Below are 15,070 nucleotides of genomic sequence, written 5' to 3'. Positions count from 1 at the left end.
AAGACATATTCAGTTCGCGAACCTCACCGGCGACCGTAGGGATGGAGACAAATTGCATAATGCGCAACCCGGGCCGCAGAACTACAGGAGAGAATCTTCGGAGTCGTCATCGCCCCGTCTCCACCTGACAAAGTCGGTGAAAGTCCTTCAAACCTCTACCGTCACAGTTCGAAATGCCGCTACCTCTCAGATACGCCTACATCAAGAGATAGACGAAGCCCGTTGCCGTTATGAGTAGTCCCGTGGCGGCGTCTAGGAGGCGTTGGTTTCCGGAGCAGTTGACGAGGCGTTGGCCTAGGAATATCCCTCGCCCCGCCACGAAGCCTCCCACCACCACCCGGTGCTTGAGCTCCACGCTTAACGCCACCTCCCCAACCCTAGCCGCCGGGAGGAGAGCCTCAAGCTCTCTAATAAACGCTCTGGCGAGGGCAAAACGAAGGGCGGGGCTTCCGTTTGTACTCAGACAACCCTGCAGAGGTTGTGTCACGGCGTTTTATTTATAAACCCGTGGCATGAAACGTGGAGTTTGTAGAAATCAAGATCCCGAAGCCGGTCTACGAACTGCTGTCTAGACGCGGCGTTGACGTAGAGGCCGAGGTTTTAGACAAGTTGCTGTCTGAACTGGATCCGCCTGAGGAGGCGGCTGAGAGGGTTAGGCTGGCAGAGAGGCTCTACGCCGAGGCCGTGCAGTACGTCGAGAGGGGCGACCCCGTGCAGGCAAGCGAGAAGCTGTATAAAGCCGCTGAGGAGTGCGTAAAGGCTCTGGCTACGTGGTTCAAGACTCCGGAGGCGGCTGAGGCGAGGAGAGAGGGGAGGTGGCGGACTAAGCTCCTGGCCAGAGCGGCGAAGACCCTCAGCGCCGTGTTGAACCAGCCCCAGATCAACATCGGCTGGAGCGTGGCGTACGACCTACACGTCCACGAGGCCGCGTTGGCTGTAGAACACGTCAAAGCCGCCGCGCCGCAGATAGAGAAGCTCCTGGAGACGGCTAGGGCCCTGCTACGGAGCTCTCACACGTAGCCGTTCTCCGACAGCTTGCTCACAGCCCAGCTCCACAGCGGAGCCCCCCTCTCGGACAAAACCACGACGTAGAAGAAGGCCGCCGAGAGGGACAGCACGACGGCCGCGTCTATCAGGGCTATCTGCCAGAGGAACTCCAGCTTGAGGAAGTAAGCAACAACCGCCAGCGCGTAGGGAAACAGGGCAAAGGAGATGTAGAGGGACGCCGCGAGGACCTGTAGGAGGTTCCAGAGCGAGAGCCTCTGCGGCGCCTGAACTACGCCCAGCTCCCTGATCTGCGGAGGCGGCTTTACGGAGGCCAGAAGCCAAGTGGCGCTGGGCAGAACCAATACGGCCGACGCCAGGGCGACATCCAAAAAGACGGACGGCGGAAAGACCGCGCTCTGGATCAAAAACGCCGCGGCCCAGGGCGCGTACAACACGGCCGCTATGATCGTTCTGGCGGCCATTCTGTAGCGTAAATACCTTATGGGATCCGCCGCCAAACTTATCCAGAGCCTCTCGGCCATCAGCGTTGTGAAGCCGGAGGTGAAGCCATTAAAGAGGAGCAAAAAGCCAACGATGGACGTAAACTCTACCTCGTCGGTCCCGCTCACGTGTAGGACGATGAATGTGTATACTGCGGCTACTGCCGCCACTATGGGCAGAGAGGACTTGAAGACGTTCGTCCTAGTCTGCCGGACGGTCGTAACGCTGCCAGGCGTTTTAAGGCGTATGTTCACAGTCGACCCGACGGATGTGTGCCAGATCACTCCCCAGAGGGTGTGGGGGAGGGCCGAGGGTCTCTCAATTATGCGCGGCTGGGGCGTCCAGGTGAGCACGCCGTAGACGTTCGTGGACAGCTCCTCGACCCTCTTGTAGGGCGCGGCCGCCAGATACGCCGTAGCCAAGGCGACCGCCTCAAGGGCTCTGAGGGGCGATGGGCGGAAGAGGCCGTAGAGGGGGGTGATCTGAGGGTCTATGAACAACAGCGCGATTAAGGCTATGGGGACGCCGATGTAGAGGAAGCGCTGGACCTTCCCCGAGAGGAGCGCGCTCAACTCCGCGGCGCTAAACAGGAGGCCTGACGACCACAGAGTGGCCAGATAGAGGGCTACATCGTAGGGCCCCTCCAGCGAGGAGAGTGGCAATGTAACGAGCAATAGAAATCCGATTTTGATGAGGGCCTGGGCTATGACCCTCGCTAAAAATATCTGTTTGGGGTCGATCGGAGCAGCGAAGGTGAAGTCTACGTCTTGCTTTGCAACGGCGAATGTTCCGCCTATTGTCACAACAAGGGTGAACAAAGCCATCACCGCCAGCGGTATGTACCTGCCCATAGGGGGTTGTTGCGCGGCCTCCCCCGCAGTCGAATGAAAGGCCAGATAAGGTAATAGAACGCTTGCCGCTATCACGGCGTAGACGATCGGGAACCACTTGGAGTACAACTGCTTCACTTGATAGTACACCAGTTTGAGGAACCTCATCTCATCAGGCGGGCCACCACGTCCTCTATCCTCTCGCCTGCGTCCGCCGCCCTCTCCCTAAGCTCCTCCATCGGCCCCTGCCAGACTATCCTCCCCCTGTTTATTACTAGGGCTTTGTCCGCGAGCCTCTCTGCCACCGACATTATATGCGTCGAGACGAGTATGGCAGACCCGGAGGACTTCAGAGACTGGAAGAGCTTGATGGCGTCCTGCTGCGCGGGGATGTCGAGGTAGTTCAGAGGCTCGTCGAGGAGGAGTACCTTCGGCCTGTGCATCACCGCCAGCGCGATGGCCAGCCTCTGCCTATTGCCCCTTGAGAGCGAGCCAGCCGACCTGTCCGCAAGCTCCTCTATGCCGAGGAGCTTAAGCGCCTCGTCCACAGCCGATTCGGGGAGACCCCGGAGCACGGCCATATACTGGAGGTTCTCTCTGACAGTTAGGTTTAGGAAGGGCACAGCGTCCTCGGGCAGAAAGCCGAGGCATGCCTTGGCCTCCCTAGGCCTGGCCTGGACGTCGTGCCCACAGACGGCCGCCCTCCCCGCGTCCGGCTTAAGGAGACCGGCGAGGATTCTGAGAGTCGTGGACTTGCCGGCGCCGTTGGGGCCGAGGAGGGCCACCGACTCACCGCACCCCACCTCGAAGCTCACTCCGCCGAGGGCCACAACTGAGCCGAACCTCTTGACAAGCTCCTCAGCCTTGATGCAGCCCACATACCTCGAAGGGAAATTATTTAAGACTTTTTGGTCTTACCGAAGTAGCGGAACCTGCAAATGTCTCCGCGTTGCCACCGCGGGCTGCTTGAGGAGTGCCTACCACGGCATTGGGAGAGGTGGCGTCTCGGCTAATCTACACGCCATGTTTTACGTGGCGGTGCGCCTTGGCAAGGACGCGCCTGGTCGTCTCGTAGGTCGCCCTCGCCAGGGCTTTGTCGAAGGGGAGCCAGACGTAGCCCGTGTGCTCCCAGCTCAGCTTGACCTCCTTCGTCTTGGCCTCCGCCAGGAAGAATATGACCTTCTTCCTCACCCTCCTCCCCCCTCTGGCGTAGACGTACTCCACCTCCTCCATAAAGCCCGGGATGAGCACCACCTCCAGCCCCGTCTCCTCCCTTATCTCCCTCAGCGCCGTCTGCTCCGGCGTCTCCCCCGGCTCCACGTTGCCCTTGGGGAAGTCCCAGTGGCCCGCGGGGTAGTGGAGGAGGAGGTACTCCACCGCCCCCTCCGACCTGTGGAACACCACGGCGCCCGCCGACACCTCGTCGTATTCCACAGCCCACCGTGGGAGGCCCTATTTATTTCCTTCGCAAAGACCCAGCCCCAAGCCGTCGTGTATAGCTCTGCACCCCACCGCATCTGACGTGGCCTACCGCGAGCCCCCCGAGCAGAGGACTATGTCGACGGGGGCGCCCCGGCGGAGACCTCTGAGCTCAGCCGCCGTGTCGAAGTAGCCCCCGTAGTGGGAGGCCACACCAGTATGCCGCGCCGTGCGTCCCGGCGGCCCTTGAGCCGAAGAGGAAGACGGAGACCTCGCCGCCCTACCTCTCCACTACCGCCCTCACGCACTGGGCGAAGCTCTGGGGGTGCTCCCCTACTCTCTCGGTGAGTGCCTCCACGAGGCCGGGTCTCATGGCTTGCGCCTCCTTAGCGCTAGATACATGATGAGGTGGCCGGCGAGCGTAAGCGCCCCGCCCGCCTTTATGGCCAGCGCGGCTATGTCCGCCGCGTAGAGGAGACCGGCCGCCAGCATTCTCCTGTCTTTAAATCTGTCGTAGAGCCTCAGCGCCCCCAGTATGAAGACGAGCGCGTAGCCGGCTAACCCAAGGGGTAGGCTGGCCAGTAGCAGAGCTAGAGCCGCCAAGCCCGCGGCTCCCCTAGGCGTGTTGAGGTCTCTGGAGAGCGTCGGCGGATCGCCCTGATACGCCCCCGAGATGGCGATCGACGCGCCGATGGCCGCCAAGCTGTAGAGCATCAGCTTGACGCCCAGGTGGCTAAGGGCGAAGCCGGAGTCGACGGCTTTAAGCTCGGCGAAGCCGCGCCTGAGGTACAGAGCCAGCGCCGCGAGGGCGAGGACGACAGCGGCTGTGAAGAAGGCCGCCGCGGCCGGGACAGCGCCTGCCACGCCAGCCGCGAAGCCCGCGAGCGTCGACGCGGTGGACAGAGACAGTAGGAGGAACCCCCTCCCCAGAGCTTCAACCCCCACCACATCTCCGCCAGCCCCCCGAAAAATAAGCTTTAATTCCACCTCGCCTCTTGCGGCATGGTGGAGGTTGTTCTACTCGCGGCTCTCCTGGCGCTCTCCCTAACCGCGGCGTGGCTTTGGAGGAGCGTGCAGGCTCTGAGGCGCGCTCTTTCCGCCGCCGAGGGGCGCGCCAAGGCTCTGGAGCTGGAGCTGGCGAAGCTTCAGTCCTCTGTGCAGGCCGCCGCGGCTGAGGCGGCTAGGAGGATGTACGAGGAGTGGCGCGCGTCGGACCTCCGCCAGCTCCAGGCCCAGTACGAGGCGCAGCTGGAGGCCGCCAAAAAGCAGATGGAGGAGCAGTATAGACAGCAGCTGGAGCTGGAGGTGAAGAGGCGGGAGGAGGAGATAAGGCGCGACGCCGTCGAGAGAAGCGCCTCAACGATCCTGGGCAGAGTGGGGGAGCAGCTGGCGCCGCTCTACCTTTTCGAGAGATATGGGATCGAGCCGAAGGACCTCCGCTTCATTGGGAGCCCGGTGGACTACGTGGCGTTTAGGGGGCTGAGCCGGGGGCAGGTGGAGGAGGTGGTGTTTATAGAGGTGAAGACGGGGAAAACCGCCGCGTTGAACGACGCCGAGCGCCAGGTCAGGAGGGCCGTCGAGGCCAAGAGGGTGAGGTTCGAGGTGCTTCACCTGAGGGAGGAGCCGCCCTACAGGATAGACGTCACCTAGGCGGGACGATCCACCTGTCGACGTACCGGTCCATGTTCTGGATCACGACGATGCGGCTCGCCTCGTCTTCGTCCATGTATCTAAACCTGGCGCCTATCTTCTCGAGCTCCGCCAGGAGCTTAAACGCCCACTCCCTCACCTCCTGGTGGCTCAGCATGTCCTCCCTTCTCAGCCTCTGGGTGGAGTGGCCGAGGTGCATGTAGCTCTTGACCTCCACGAAGTGGGGGTTGCCCCTCTTGACTATCTGGGCGAACTCTGGTATGTACCTCCCGTCGTAGTTCAGAGAGCGGATGAGGGTAATCCTGAGGACGGTTCTGGTGGGCACCTTGGCGAGGATGTCCAGCGACTCCAGCCACCTCTCCCAGGCGTCCTCGCGGCGGTAGACGGGGACGTTTATTAGGTAGTACAGCTCTCTGTTGGGGGCGTTGGTGGAGAGGTACAGCTGGGTGGGGAGGGCGTCCTCCTCTACGAGCCGCCTCAGCATCTCGGGGTGCTGGCCGTTGGTGACGAGGAAGACCGACTTCGTAGAGGGGAGGGACTTCACAAGCTTTATCAGCTGGGGGAGCTTGGGGTACATGGTGGGCTCCCCCGAGAGGGAGATGGCCCAGTGGGTCGGCTCGAGGGCCTCCCTAACCCTCCTCCTCCCCTGTGGGTGGCCCCAGTAGCCGGAGAGGAGCCGCCTCCTCTCCTCCAGGACCCCCCTCACGATCTCCTCCGGCTCCATGTAGAAGGCCTCCTCCAGTTGAAACGCGTCGAACTCCTCGGTGGGCCTCCAGCAGTAGACGCAGCGGTTGCTACAGACCAGCCCCACGGGGCTCATCTCGACGCATCTGTGGGACCCGCCGGCGGGGGCGTTGTAGAACTTCACCTTGTAGCAAGATCTGCCGGTCTCCAGCGCCTCCTTAGTCCACTTGCAGAGCTCTACTGTGGCGTGGCCCGCCACGCCGTAGTGCCGCTCTATCAGCGCCCGGGCCGCCGACGCCCTGATCTTTATCCTGGGCCCCTCCAGCAGGTGGTACCTCCCAAGGGCCTCCGCCTCGCAGGACACGTGCCAACCCCGATACCAATATAAATACTCTTCTGGAGGAGCATATGCGGCCGCTGGTCTACGCCGCGCTGGCCCTCCTCATATACTTCGACGCCCTCCTCACCTACATAGCCGTGGGCCACCTAGGCGCCTACGAGGTGATGCTGCGGTTCGTGAACCACCACCCCGAGTCTATATGGCTGGTGGCGGCCGGCAAAAACGCCGGCGTGCTGTACCTAGCCCTGAGGAGGAGGCGCTACCCCTGGCTAGACTACGCCGCCCTCGCCCTAGCCCTCTGGCACAGCGCCGCCGTCTACAACGGCGTGGTGCAGCTGGCAAAGGTTATATAAACAGGCGCCTGCTGACGTATGAAGCTCTCCACGGGCGCCAAGTGGGGCCTTGTGGCGGGGCTCATAGTCGGCCTCGCCACGGGAATTGTCGGCTACTTCGGGATCGACGCTATAAAAAATCAGCTGGCCGACTATATATACCGCGAGGCGATCGCGCAGAGGGCTCCGCCGGGGACAGCCCGCCAGGCGGCGCAGTTGTATGTTCAGATCCTGCCGCTTGCGACGATTGTGAGCGGGGTAGTAGGTAGCATAATCATATACCTAATCGTCGGCGTTGTGATGGCCCTCTTGTGGGAGCGGCTGAGGATGCCCTGGTACGCGAAGGGCGCCCTCTTCGGCGTGGCGCTTCTACTAATCTCCGCCGCGCCTAGCCTGGCGGTTCCTCCTCCACCCGGCGCGCCGACTCCGCCCGCGGCGTATCTATATGCAATATGGGCGCTGAATTTAGCCGGGCCCATCTTCCTAGCCTGGCTACTGGAACGTAAGAGCCGTGCCTAGGGGGGCCCTGGTCCTGCTGGCGGCCGCCTTCCTAGCCCTGGGCCAGGCTGTGGCTTTTCAGCCGGCCGTGGAGCGGCTCTTCCTCGGGGGCCAGTGGGTCGACGTGCCGAAGTACCCCGGCGACGTCGGTCTGCTCAAGCTGTCTTACTACCTCGCCGACCAACACGTGGACGTCTCCATCTCCCTCGCTGGGTGCGGCCTCAAGGCGGAGCCCTATAAGGCACCGTCGGCTGGCCCCGGCGTGTTTGAGGCCGTGTTGAAGGTCAGGGCCGACGGGCTGGGGCGGAGGGAGGGCTGCTCCGTTGTTTTTAAGTCGAGGTATAGGTATAAGTCGGGGGCTTTAACTGACGGCGTGGAGTGGGTGGACTACCTAGAGGTGGAGGTGCCCAACTACCCGTCCCCCCAGGCGGAGGCGGTGGGCTCCCTCTATCTGGGGGCCAGGGGGAGGGTTCTGCTTAGGGTTTGGGACAGCTACCGCTACATGGGCGTGGTGGAGGTTTCGGCGGCTGGCGCAAGGCTCTACAGCCCCGGGGGGTACTACGGCGACGTCGGCAACCTCACGGCGTATTTAGACGTGGCGCCGCTGGACTACTCGGCGTCGCTTGTGGTCACGGTCAAGGCTAGGGACGCCCTGGGGAGGGAGGTCGCCGTCTCTAGGCAGGTGCCTCTTTCTGTACAGCCGAGGCCAGCCCCCAGGCTGGAGGCGTCCCCCCAGTGGCTTCCGGCCGGGGGGTGCGGGAGGGTGCGCATCTCGGTTTCCTACCCCATCCCCCTCAACGGCACGGTGTATGTGCCCGACGGGTCCGCACCGCTGGCCGGGGGGCGCGGCGTGGTGTACACTACCGTCTGCGCCGCGGGCGGCTACGCCTCAGTCCCCGTGACCGTCCAGCTGGACACGGGGGCGGTGGACAAAGCAGAGCTGCAGCTACCCGTATACCCAATTTCGCCGTTTCCCCTCAACGTCACTGTACAGCCGGGCGTTTTGACGGCTGGAGACGTCAACAGGGTGTCTATCTACGTGACGGCACCCGGGCCCTACGTGGGGGAGCTGTCCGTCGACGGCGCGGCCTCTCTCACGGGGACGCCCGTCAGATTTTCGGGAAACGGCACGACGAGAGTCGACCTTCTCCTCATCCCCACCTCGGGCGTAGTCACCATCGACGTGGCCGTGTCCGCCGGGGGCTACACCGCGAGAAGCTCGGTGGCGCTCGTGGCGTCGCAGAAGGCGCCTCTGGAGGTTTACGTAGAGCCGCGGGAGGTGGCGGCCGGCGGTAGCCACGTGGTGAAGGTGGTGGTGAGGCCTAGGGTAAACATGTCCTACCTCGCGGTCACCCTCTACCCCGTCTCTGGGGCCGTGTTTCCAGAGGCCACGTTCCGCCTGGGGCCCCAGGGAGGGGCCGTGGAGCTACCCATACAGATCCCCGCAGATGTGGTGGGGAACGTGGCAGTTGGCTACAGAGCCGCCTACACCCTGGCCTCGGGGGTTTCTGGCGAATACAGCGGGACTCTCTACCTAGTGGCGCTCCAGAGGCCGCAGCTCTACATACAGACCTCGGTGGTGCCGGAGACGCCTACGGCGGGGGAGCCGTTCTACCTGGCAGTTAGGCTCTTCAACGCGGGCGGGGTCGAGGCGAGAGACGTCGTTGTAAATGTAACAGGCGCGAGGGTCGTAAGACCCCCGCCCCCGTTGGGGGCGATACAGCCGCAGGGGAGCAAAGACGCGGTCTTCACCCTGGTGGCCGACGGGGCGGGGCCGCGCAATATCACCATCACGGCTGTCTACAGAGACGTCTTGGGGAGGTCCTACGCGGCGCGAAGCTCCGTGGCTCTCCACGTCAACGCCAGCGCGCCGCCTGCCGCCACGCCGCCTCAGCAGAGCGGCGTGTCGGAACAGACGTGGCTCGTCCTGGCGGCGCTCATAGCGCTGGGAGCCGCGGTGGTGGCTGTCGGCTTGTGGAGGGGGCGTGTTGCCAGACCTCGCTAGGCTGGCTTGGCAGTCGGTCAGAGAGAGGGCGGGGAGGTCGGCACTTGCGGCCACGGGCGTCTTCGTGGCCTTCTTGGCGCTGGCCGTGGCGCTGTCTGTGGGGGAGATGGCGAGGTCGGCCGTGGAGTCGGCCTTCCAGCAGCTGGGCCTAAACACGGTGTGGGTTATGGCCCAGGGGGGCTACTTCACGGAGGCGGACGTGGCCACTGCCGCGGCTGTGGCGAAGGAGGGGGTGGTGATACCCATAGCACAGGACTTTGGAAAACTCAGGATGCCGGACGGGACGGAGCGCGCCGTGACGGTGTACTACATACCGCCTCAGTACCTAGGCCTCCTCCTGCCCAAGGAGGCCTTGAGAGGCGGCCAGCTCTACGTCGGAGGGCCCCTGGTGATGGTAAATAGCCGCGTTCGTATGGCCGGCGATAGGCCGGCGGCGCCGGGGTCCCCAATGACGCTGACGAGAAGCGACGGAAGCGCCGTCGAGGTGGTGGCGGCGGGCGTCTTCGAGTCGACGGGCTTCATCGGGGCCGCAGACGTGTTGGCAGACAGCGCCCTGTACCCGGAGAGGAGGTACACCATCCTCTACGTAGCGGCCAGGAGCCCCCAGGCCGCCGAGGCGCTGGCCCAGGCGCTGAGGCCCTACTTCCCAGACGCCGTGGTGATCACGCCTCAAACTCTGGCTAGGCAGATCGGCCAGCTGGTCTCTGTTGTACAGGTGGGCCTGGGGGCGCTGGCGGGCATCAGCACGTTGATCACCGCCCTGTGGCTCTACGACACCGCCACAATATCCATCCTCCTGAGGACTAGGGAGATAGGCATCATGCGCGCGGTGGGGTTCAAGAGGAGACACGTCATAGCCATGCTACTGCTGGAGACCCTCATAGTGGTGGGGATAGGCGTGCTCGCGGCGCTTCCCGTGTTGGCCGCGGCCTCGGCTATTCTAATATCGCTGGGCCCCGGCCTATACCTCAAGCTGGCCATATCGCCAGTTGCCGTTGGGACCGCCGCCGCTGTGGTGATCGGCGCCAACATCCTCGGCGTGCTCCCGCCCGCCTACAGAGCCGGCAGGCTCAACGTCGTCGACGCTCTGCGGCATGAATAGCTAGAGCAGGCCGCAGTCGATAAGCCTTTTCAGTATCCTGTAGGTGAGGCCCCAGATGATCCAACCCCCCGCTTCAAAGGCGGCGTGCCCCCTCCAGACGGTCTCTCTAAGCTCGTCTACGCCGACCCAGCGGGCCTCTCCGACCTCCCTCGGGTTTGGCCTCGGCTCCCCGGCCCACCCTGTGAATATAAACGGGACGACCTTAAGCCAGGGCGCGTTGCCCGGGGAAAGCGGTGGGAGGGCCCCCGCCGCGTCCGTCGCCCGTACAGACACCTCCTCCTCGACCTCCCTGACGGCCGTCCCCAGGAGGTCCTCCCCCGGCCTCCACATCCCGCCGGGGAACGCCACGTGGCCAGACCAGGGGTCCCCATCTCTCTCCACCCGCCTAATTAACAGCACCTCTCTGCCCCTCAGCAGAACCCCCACGGCCGCCCAGCCGGGCCCTCCGGCGTAGCCTACCCCAGTTAGACACACGGAGAAGATTCAAATACATAGATTTAAGTCCCTACGGCGATGAGGACGACTTGCCCCCTATTGACCCGTGAGATCTATTCCGCGGGCTGAGCCCTATTCGAGGACGGCGGTGCCGCCCTTCAACACGCCGTAGTGCGTCACTATCCACCTGTTCTTCACCTGCCTAATGAGGACCACCTTGGAGCCCTGCTCCGCGCAGACGGCCTTCTTAAGCGCCAGGGTGACCACGTCCTTCTTAACCGCCTGCACAACGCCGAAGACCGTGGCGGGCCCCACGGCCACCAGCGCCACCTCCCCCTGCTTAAACGGCTCCCCCCTCCCCTCGGCCGACCTGGGTATGGGCTTCGCCTCCACCTCGATCGCGGTCCAGACAGGCGGCAAAGTGCCGGGCGCCCCCGCCACCGCCCCCGCCAGGGCGTCAGCCTTGGCGAGGGCCGGGTCTAGGCCGGTCATCACGCCCACGAGGCCTCCGGGCCTCGCCTCGTCCACCTTCACCCCGCTGTATTCGATGCTCAGCACCTTCGTCCTAATGGGCTGGTAGCCGGGCTTGGGCTTGTCCACCTTCAGCCCCGGCCTAACCTCTATCTCGTCCCCCACCCTCAGCACACCCTGGAGGAGGGTGCCGCCTAGGACGCCGCCTCTGAGCTTCTCCGGCGGCGTCCCCGGGGGGTTGACGTTGAAGCTTCTGAGGACCGAGAACCTGGGCGGCCTCCCCAGCTCCGCCTCCCTGGGGGGCACCGACTTGGCTATGTAGGTGGCGAGGACGTCTATGTTGACCCTGTGGAGGGCCGAGATGGGCACCACCTTGGCCCCCTCGGCCCAGGTGCCTGCTAGGAACTTCCGGATCTGCTGGTAGTTCTCCAGCGCCTTCTCCCTGGGGATCAGATCGATCTTGTTCTGAGCCACCACAAGCCGCCTCACGCCGATTATGTCCAACACTGCGAAGTGCTCCACCGTCTGGGGCTGGGGGGCTGGCTGCGAGGCGTCCACCACCAACACCGCGCCGTCTACCACCGCCGCGCCCGACACCATGGTGGCCACCAGCACCTCGTGGCCCGGCACGTCGAGGAGAGATATCCTCCGCACCAGCTTAGGCTCCGACCCGTCGGGGCACCTCCCGTTGGCCAAGATGCCGTCTGTGTAGTAGTACTCGCCGCCGCAGTCGTAGATCCCCACCTGGGCGTAGCCCAGCTTTATCGTCATGGCCTTCTTGATCTCCTCGCTGTGTTTCATAACCCACACCCCCGAGAGGGCGTAGGCGGTCTGGGTCTTGCCGTGGTCCACATGCCCCGCGGTGGAGACTATGGCGTCTGGGTAGACAAAGGCCATGGCGCCACCTACGGCACCGTTTATATACTTTTTCAATTTAAATAGAGGGCGGAATTTGTAGACGTGACAGAGGTCAAGGTGGAGCGCCTTAGCAAAGTTTTCGACGGCAGGGTAGCCGCGGTAGACGGCGTCGACCTCTCCATCGGCCACGGGGAGATCCTCGCCGTCTTGGGGCCGTCGGGCTGCGGGAAGACCACCCTCCTCCGCCTGGTGGCGGGGCTGGAGGAGCCCACCTCGGGGAGGATCTACTTCGACGGTAGAGATGTGACGCGTCTACCGACGCAGGAGAGAAACACCGCCATCGTCCCCCAGACCTGGGCCCTGTGGCCCCACATGACCGTCTTCGAAAACGTGGCCTACGGCCTGAGGCTGAGGAAGAGGAGGCTCGGCCTCACGGAGGGCGAGATAAGGAGGCGCGTGGAGGAGGCCCTCGGCCTCGTGGGCCTCGCCGAGTTGGGAGACAGAAGGCCCTACCAGCTGTCTGGAGGCCAGCAACAGAGGGTCGCGCTGGCGAGGGCGCTGGTGGTCCAGCCGGCGGTGCTCCTCCTCGACGAGCCTCTGGCCAACCTAGACGCCAAGCTTAGGCTCGAGCTGAGGGAGGAGGTGAGGAGGGTCGCCAAGAGGCTCTCCATAACCACACTATACGTGACGCACGACCAGGAGGAGGCCATGGCCGTGGCCGACCGGATCGCGGTCATGAACGCCGGCAGGATACTCCAGGTGGGGACCCCCGAGGAGATATACCACAGCCCCGCCCACCTCTTCGTCGCCACCTTCCTAGGCCGCTCCAACCTGCTGAGGGGCCGCGTGGCCGAGGTCAAGGGCGGCGAGGCCGTGGTAGACGTCGGCTTCCCCCTCGTGGCCAGGACCCCCCAGGGGGCCGCGCCGGGGGACCCCGTGGAGGTGGTGGTGAGGCCGGAGGACGTTAGGCTGGGCGCCGGCGGGGTGAGGTGCACAGTAGAGGACGTGGTCTTCCTGGGGAGGCACTACCAGACCACCCTGAGGTGCGGCGGGGCTGTGCTCAAGGCCGAGGGGCCGAGGCCCGAGGCGCGGCCGGGCGAGGAGGTGCGGGTGGAGGTGGCGAGGGCCTGGGCGTTTAAGCCATGAGGCTGGTGAAGCTCTCCGCGGCGGCTGGCTACGCCTACCTAGGCCTCTTCCTCGCGGCCCCCCTCGTCTTCATCTTCTGGCAGGTGCTGGCGGGCATAGGCCAGGTCTACACCTCCATCGCCGACCCCTTCTACCTAAACCTCTCCCCCGAGGCCTTCGCCCAGGCGGTCTACGTCAGGCCGACGGACCCCCCAACCCTCGTCATCCGGGGCCCCGACCTCGGCGTTATCTTGAACAGCCTCTGGGTTGCCCTCGCCGTAGCCGCCGCCGACACGGCCCTGGGCTTCGCCCTCGCCTACGTCCTCGCCAAATACGTCTTCCCCGGCAGAACCGCGCTGGGCCTCCTGGCCACCCTCCCCCTCATAGTTATGCCCTTCGCCACGGCCTACGTCGTGAGGAAGTTTCTGGACCCACGCTGGGGCACGCTAAACTGGGCGCTCGGCTCCCTCCTCCCCCTGCGGGTGGAGGTGTCGGGCCTAGCCGCCGTGGCCGTCGTACAAGCCCTGATGTATCTCCCCATCGCCTACTTAAACATCTACGCCGCCCTGGCCCGGGTGGACCCGACGCTGGAGGAGGTGGCGGCGAACCTAGGCGCAGACGAGCGGCGGGCTGTCCGCGACGTGGTGCTCCCCCTCTCCACGCCGGGCCTCGCCGCCGCCTTCGTCCTCGTCTTCATCTTCGCCATAGACGACGTGGCGGCCCCCATAATATTCCAGGACGACCCAGCCGCCCGGAAGCTCCTCTCGTACCAGGTCTACTCCAAATTCCTAGACCAGGTCCAGGGGCAGATAAGCCCAGCCGCGGCCTTCCTCGCCCTGATCCTCCTCGCCATTTCGACGACGGCCTTCCTCGCCGTGAGGAAATACGTCGGGCTGAGGCAGTACGCCATGTTGATCAGGCAACTTAGGCCGAGGGTCTACAGGCCGGGCCCCCTGGGCAAAGCCGCCATATACCTAGTCGCCTTCCCCCTCGTCCTCACAGCCGCCGCCCCCCTCCTCGGGGCGCTTGCCCTGGTCTTCGCCGAGAGGTGGGCCACCACGCCCCTCCCAGAGGGCCTCTCCCTCCAAAACGCCGCCGAGAGGCTGGCCGAGGTCTTCCAGAACCCCCTCTTCCTCCGCGGCGTGGCGAACACGGTGTACTACGGCGTTGCGGCCACCCTCGTGATGGTGGCGGTGGGGCTGCTGATCGCCCTGGCGGCCGCAAGATCCCGAGGCCCCGCCGCCGACGCCCTAGACGCCCTGGCCACCATGCCCATAGCCATACCCGGCCTCGTGGTGGCCTACGCCTACTTCCTCACCTCCCTCCACCTCACCGCCGCTCTCAAGCCCGCGGCGCCGGCCCTCGCCCAAGCCCTCGACCCCCTCCGCCACCCAGAGCTCTACCTAATCGTGGGCTACTCCGTCAGGAAGCTCCCCTTCGTAGTCAGGAGCATATACGCCGGGCTCCAGCAGATCCACCCCTCCATGGAGGAGGTGGCCATGAACCTCAGCGACGGCTACCTAGGCGTCCTGAGGAGGATACTGGTGCCCCTCCTCAAGACCAACATACTCAGCGGGGCGCTGATAGGCTTCGTCTACGTCACCAGCGAGGTATCCCTCAGCATCACCCTCGGCGCCCTCAAAGGCGTGGGGCAAGACACCGCCATGCCCATAACAGCCTTCATGCGGGAGAGGTTCGAAAGCGGCCTCTACGGCGTTCAGGAAGCCGCCACCCTAGGCCTCGTCCTCGTGTTGATACAAGCCGCCGCCATAGCCCTAACCACAAAGGTGCTCAAGACAAGATACGGCTTCGTCCTATGACGGGAATTGAAAA

Annotated in this window: 16 protein-coding genes; 8 read left to right on the top strand and 8 right to left on the bottom strand. The window is 64.4% G+C overall.

The annotated features are described in order from the left end of the window. Positions 1-196: 196 nt before the first annotated feature. Positions 197-487 (bottom strand): hypothetical protein, encoded by a 291-nt coding sequence (locus TNEU_RS05130; RefSeq protein ID WP_012350375.1) that lies wholly within the window; start codon positions 485-487, stop codon positions 197-199. A 32-nt stretch (positions 488-519) separates the two neighbouring features. On the opposite strand from TNEU_RS05130, the gene TNEU_RS05125 reads away from it, so the two are divergent. Next, on the top strand, positions 520-1,020 hold the full coding sequence (locus TNEU_RS05125; protein ID WP_012350374.1) for a PaREP1 family protein: 501 nt from the start codon (positions 520-522) through the stop codon (positions 1,018-1,020). Here TNEU_RS05125 and TNEU_RS05120 read toward each other — a convergent pair. The 4 genes from TNEU_RS05120 to TNEU_RS05100 all read right to left on the bottom strand — a co-directional run bounded on the left by TNEU_RS05120 (position 1,011) and on the right by TNEU_RS05100 (position 4,685). Beyond that, positions 1,011-2,486: a hypothetical protein gene (locus TNEU_RS05120; protein WP_012350373.1), complete on the bottom strand. Its 1,476-nt coding sequence runs from the start codon at positions 2,484-2,486 to the stop codon at positions 1,011-1,013. The genes TNEU_RS05125 and TNEU_RS05120 overlap by 10 nt on opposite strands. Beyond that, entirely contained in the window at positions 2,483-3,196 is a 714-nt protein-coding gene (locus tag TNEU_RS05115) for an ABC transporter ATP-binding protein (protein WP_012350372.1), read from the bottom strand. Before TNEU_RS05115 ends, TNEU_RS05120 begins: the two co-directional genes overlap by 4 nt. 136 nt (positions 3,197-3,332) lie before the next feature. Then, entirely contained in the window at positions 3,333-3,752 is a 420-nt protein-coding gene (locus TNEU_RS05110) for a bis(5'-nucleosyl)-tetraphosphatase (protein ID WP_012350371.1), read from the bottom strand. Positions 3,753-4,106: 354 nt separating this feature from the next. After that, positions 4,107-4,685, bottom strand: a complete 579-nt coding sequence (locus TNEU_RS05100) for a hypothetical protein (protein WP_012350370.1) — start codon at positions 4,683-4,685, stop codon at positions 4,107-4,109. A 54-nt stretch (positions 4,686-4,739) separates the two neighbouring features. Here TNEU_RS05100 and TNEU_RS05095 point away from each other — a divergent pair, with 54 nt between their 5' ends. Beyond that, the gene (locus TNEU_RS05095; RefSeq protein ID WP_012350369.1) at positions 4,740-5,387 is read left to right on the top strand and encodes a Holliday junction resolvase-like protein; all 648 of its coding nucleotides are present in this window, start codon (positions 4,740-4,742) and stop codon (positions 5,385-5,387) included. Here the strand turns inward: TNEU_RS05095 and twy1 are convergent. Beyond that, positions 5,380-6,435 carry a 4-demethylwyosine synthase TYW1 gene (gene twy1 / locus TNEU_RS05090; protein ID WP_012350368.1) on the bottom strand — a complete coding sequence of 352 codons (1,056 nt, stop codon included), beginning with the start codon at positions 6,433-6,435 and terminating at the stop codon, positions 5,380-5,382. The two genes, TNEU_RS05095 and twy1, sit on opposite strands and share 8 nt — an antisense overlap. Positions 6,436-6,479: 44 nt before the next feature. On the opposite strand from twy1, the gene TNEU_RS05085 reads away from it, so the two are divergent. The 4 genes from TNEU_RS05085 to TNEU_RS05070 are packed head-to-tail and all read left to right on the top strand — an operon-like array spanning position 6,480 to position 10,348. Further along, complete coding sequence (locus tag TNEU_RS05085; RefSeq protein WP_012350367.1) at positions 6,480-6,764, top strand: hypothetical protein; 285 nt, start codon at positions 6,480-6,482, stop codon at positions 6,762-6,764. Positions 6,765-6,782: 18 nt separating this feature from the next. Further along, positions 6,783-7,262, top strand: a complete 480-nt coding sequence (locus TNEU_RS05080; protein WP_012350366.1) for a hypothetical protein — start codon at positions 6,783-6,785, stop codon at positions 7,260-7,262. Further along, positions 7,255-9,246 carry a COG1361 family protein gene (locus tag TNEU_RS05075; RefSeq protein ID WP_012350365.1) on the top strand — a complete coding sequence of 664 codons (1,992 nt, stop codon included), beginning with the start codon at positions 7,255-7,257 and terminating at the stop codon, positions 9,244-9,246. Before TNEU_RS05080 ends, TNEU_RS05075 begins: the two co-directional genes overlap by 8 nt. Then, the gene (locus TNEU_RS05070; RefSeq protein ID WP_012350364.1) at positions 9,227-10,348 is read left to right on the top strand and encodes an ABC transporter permease; all 1,122 of its coding nucleotides are present in this window, start codon (positions 9,227-9,229) and stop codon (positions 10,346-10,348) included. Before TNEU_RS05075 ends, TNEU_RS05070 begins: the two co-directional genes overlap by 20 nt. On the opposite strand, the gene TNEU_RS05065 is transcribed toward TNEU_RS05070, so the two are convergent. Both TNEU_RS05065 and eif2g read right to left on the bottom strand, forming a co-directional pair. Beyond that, positions 10,349-10,822: an NUDIX domain-containing protein gene (locus TNEU_RS05065; RefSeq protein ID WP_012350363.1), complete on the bottom strand. Its 474-nt coding sequence runs from the start codon at positions 10,820-10,822 to the stop codon at positions 10,349-10,351. A gap of 93 nt (positions 10,823-10,915) precedes the next feature. Continuing rightward, positions 10,916-12,151 (bottom strand): translation initiation factor IF-2 subunit gamma, encoded by a 1,236-nt coding sequence (eif2g, locus tag TNEU_RS05060; RefSeq protein ID WP_012350362.1) that lies wholly within the window; start codon positions 12,149-12,151, stop codon positions 10,916-10,918. A gap of 63 nt (positions 12,152-12,214) precedes the next feature. Here eif2g and TNEU_RS05055 point away from each other — a divergent pair, with 63 nt between their 5' ends. Then, complete coding sequence (locus TNEU_RS05055; RefSeq protein WP_012350361.1) at positions 12,215-13,258, top strand: ABC transporter ATP-binding protein; 1,044 nt, start codon at positions 12,215-12,217, stop codon at positions 13,256-13,258. Then, positions 13,255-15,057 (top strand): ABC transporter permease, encoded by a 1,803-nt coding sequence (locus TNEU_RS05050; protein ID WP_012350360.1) that lies wholly within the window; start codon positions 13,255-13,257, stop codon positions 15,055-15,057. Before TNEU_RS05055 ends, TNEU_RS05050 begins: the two co-directional genes overlap by 4 nt. Positions 15,058-15,070: the final 13 nt, after the last annotated feature.

Origin of the sequence: Pyrobaculum neutrophilum V24Sta (assembly GCF_000019805.1) — an archaeon.
Classification (GTDB): Archaea; Thermoproteota; Thermoprotei; order Thermoproteales; family Thermoproteaceae; genus Pyrobaculum; species Pyrobaculum neutrophilum.
This window is presented reverse-complemented; position numbering and strand designations above follow the sequence as displayed.

Coding starts and splice junctions, on each gene's coding strand:
- TNEU_RS05120 (WP_012350373.1), bottom strand. CDS start 2,486: ATGAGGTTCCTCAAACTGGTGTACTATCAAGTGAAGCAGTTGTACTCC.
- TNEU_RS05095 (WP_012350369.1), top strand. CDS start 4,740: ATGGTGGAGGTTGTTCTACTCGCGGCTCTCCTGGCGCTCTCCCTAACC.
- TNEU_RS05085 (WP_012350367.1), top strand. CDS start 6,480: ATGCGGCCGCTGGTCTACGCCGCGCTGGCCCTCCTCATATACTTCGAC.
- TNEU_RS05080 (WP_012350366.1), top strand. CDS start 6,783: ATGAAGCTCTCCACGGGCGCCAAGTGGGGCCTTGTGGCGGGGCTCATA.
- eif2g (WP_012350362.1), bottom strand. CDS start 12,151: ATGGCCTTTGTCTACCCAGACGCCATAGTCTCCACCGCGGGGCATGTG.
- TNEU_RS05050 (WP_012350360.1), top strand. CDS start 13,255: ATGAGGCTGGTGAAGCTCTCCGCGGCGGCTGGCTACGCCTACCTAGGC.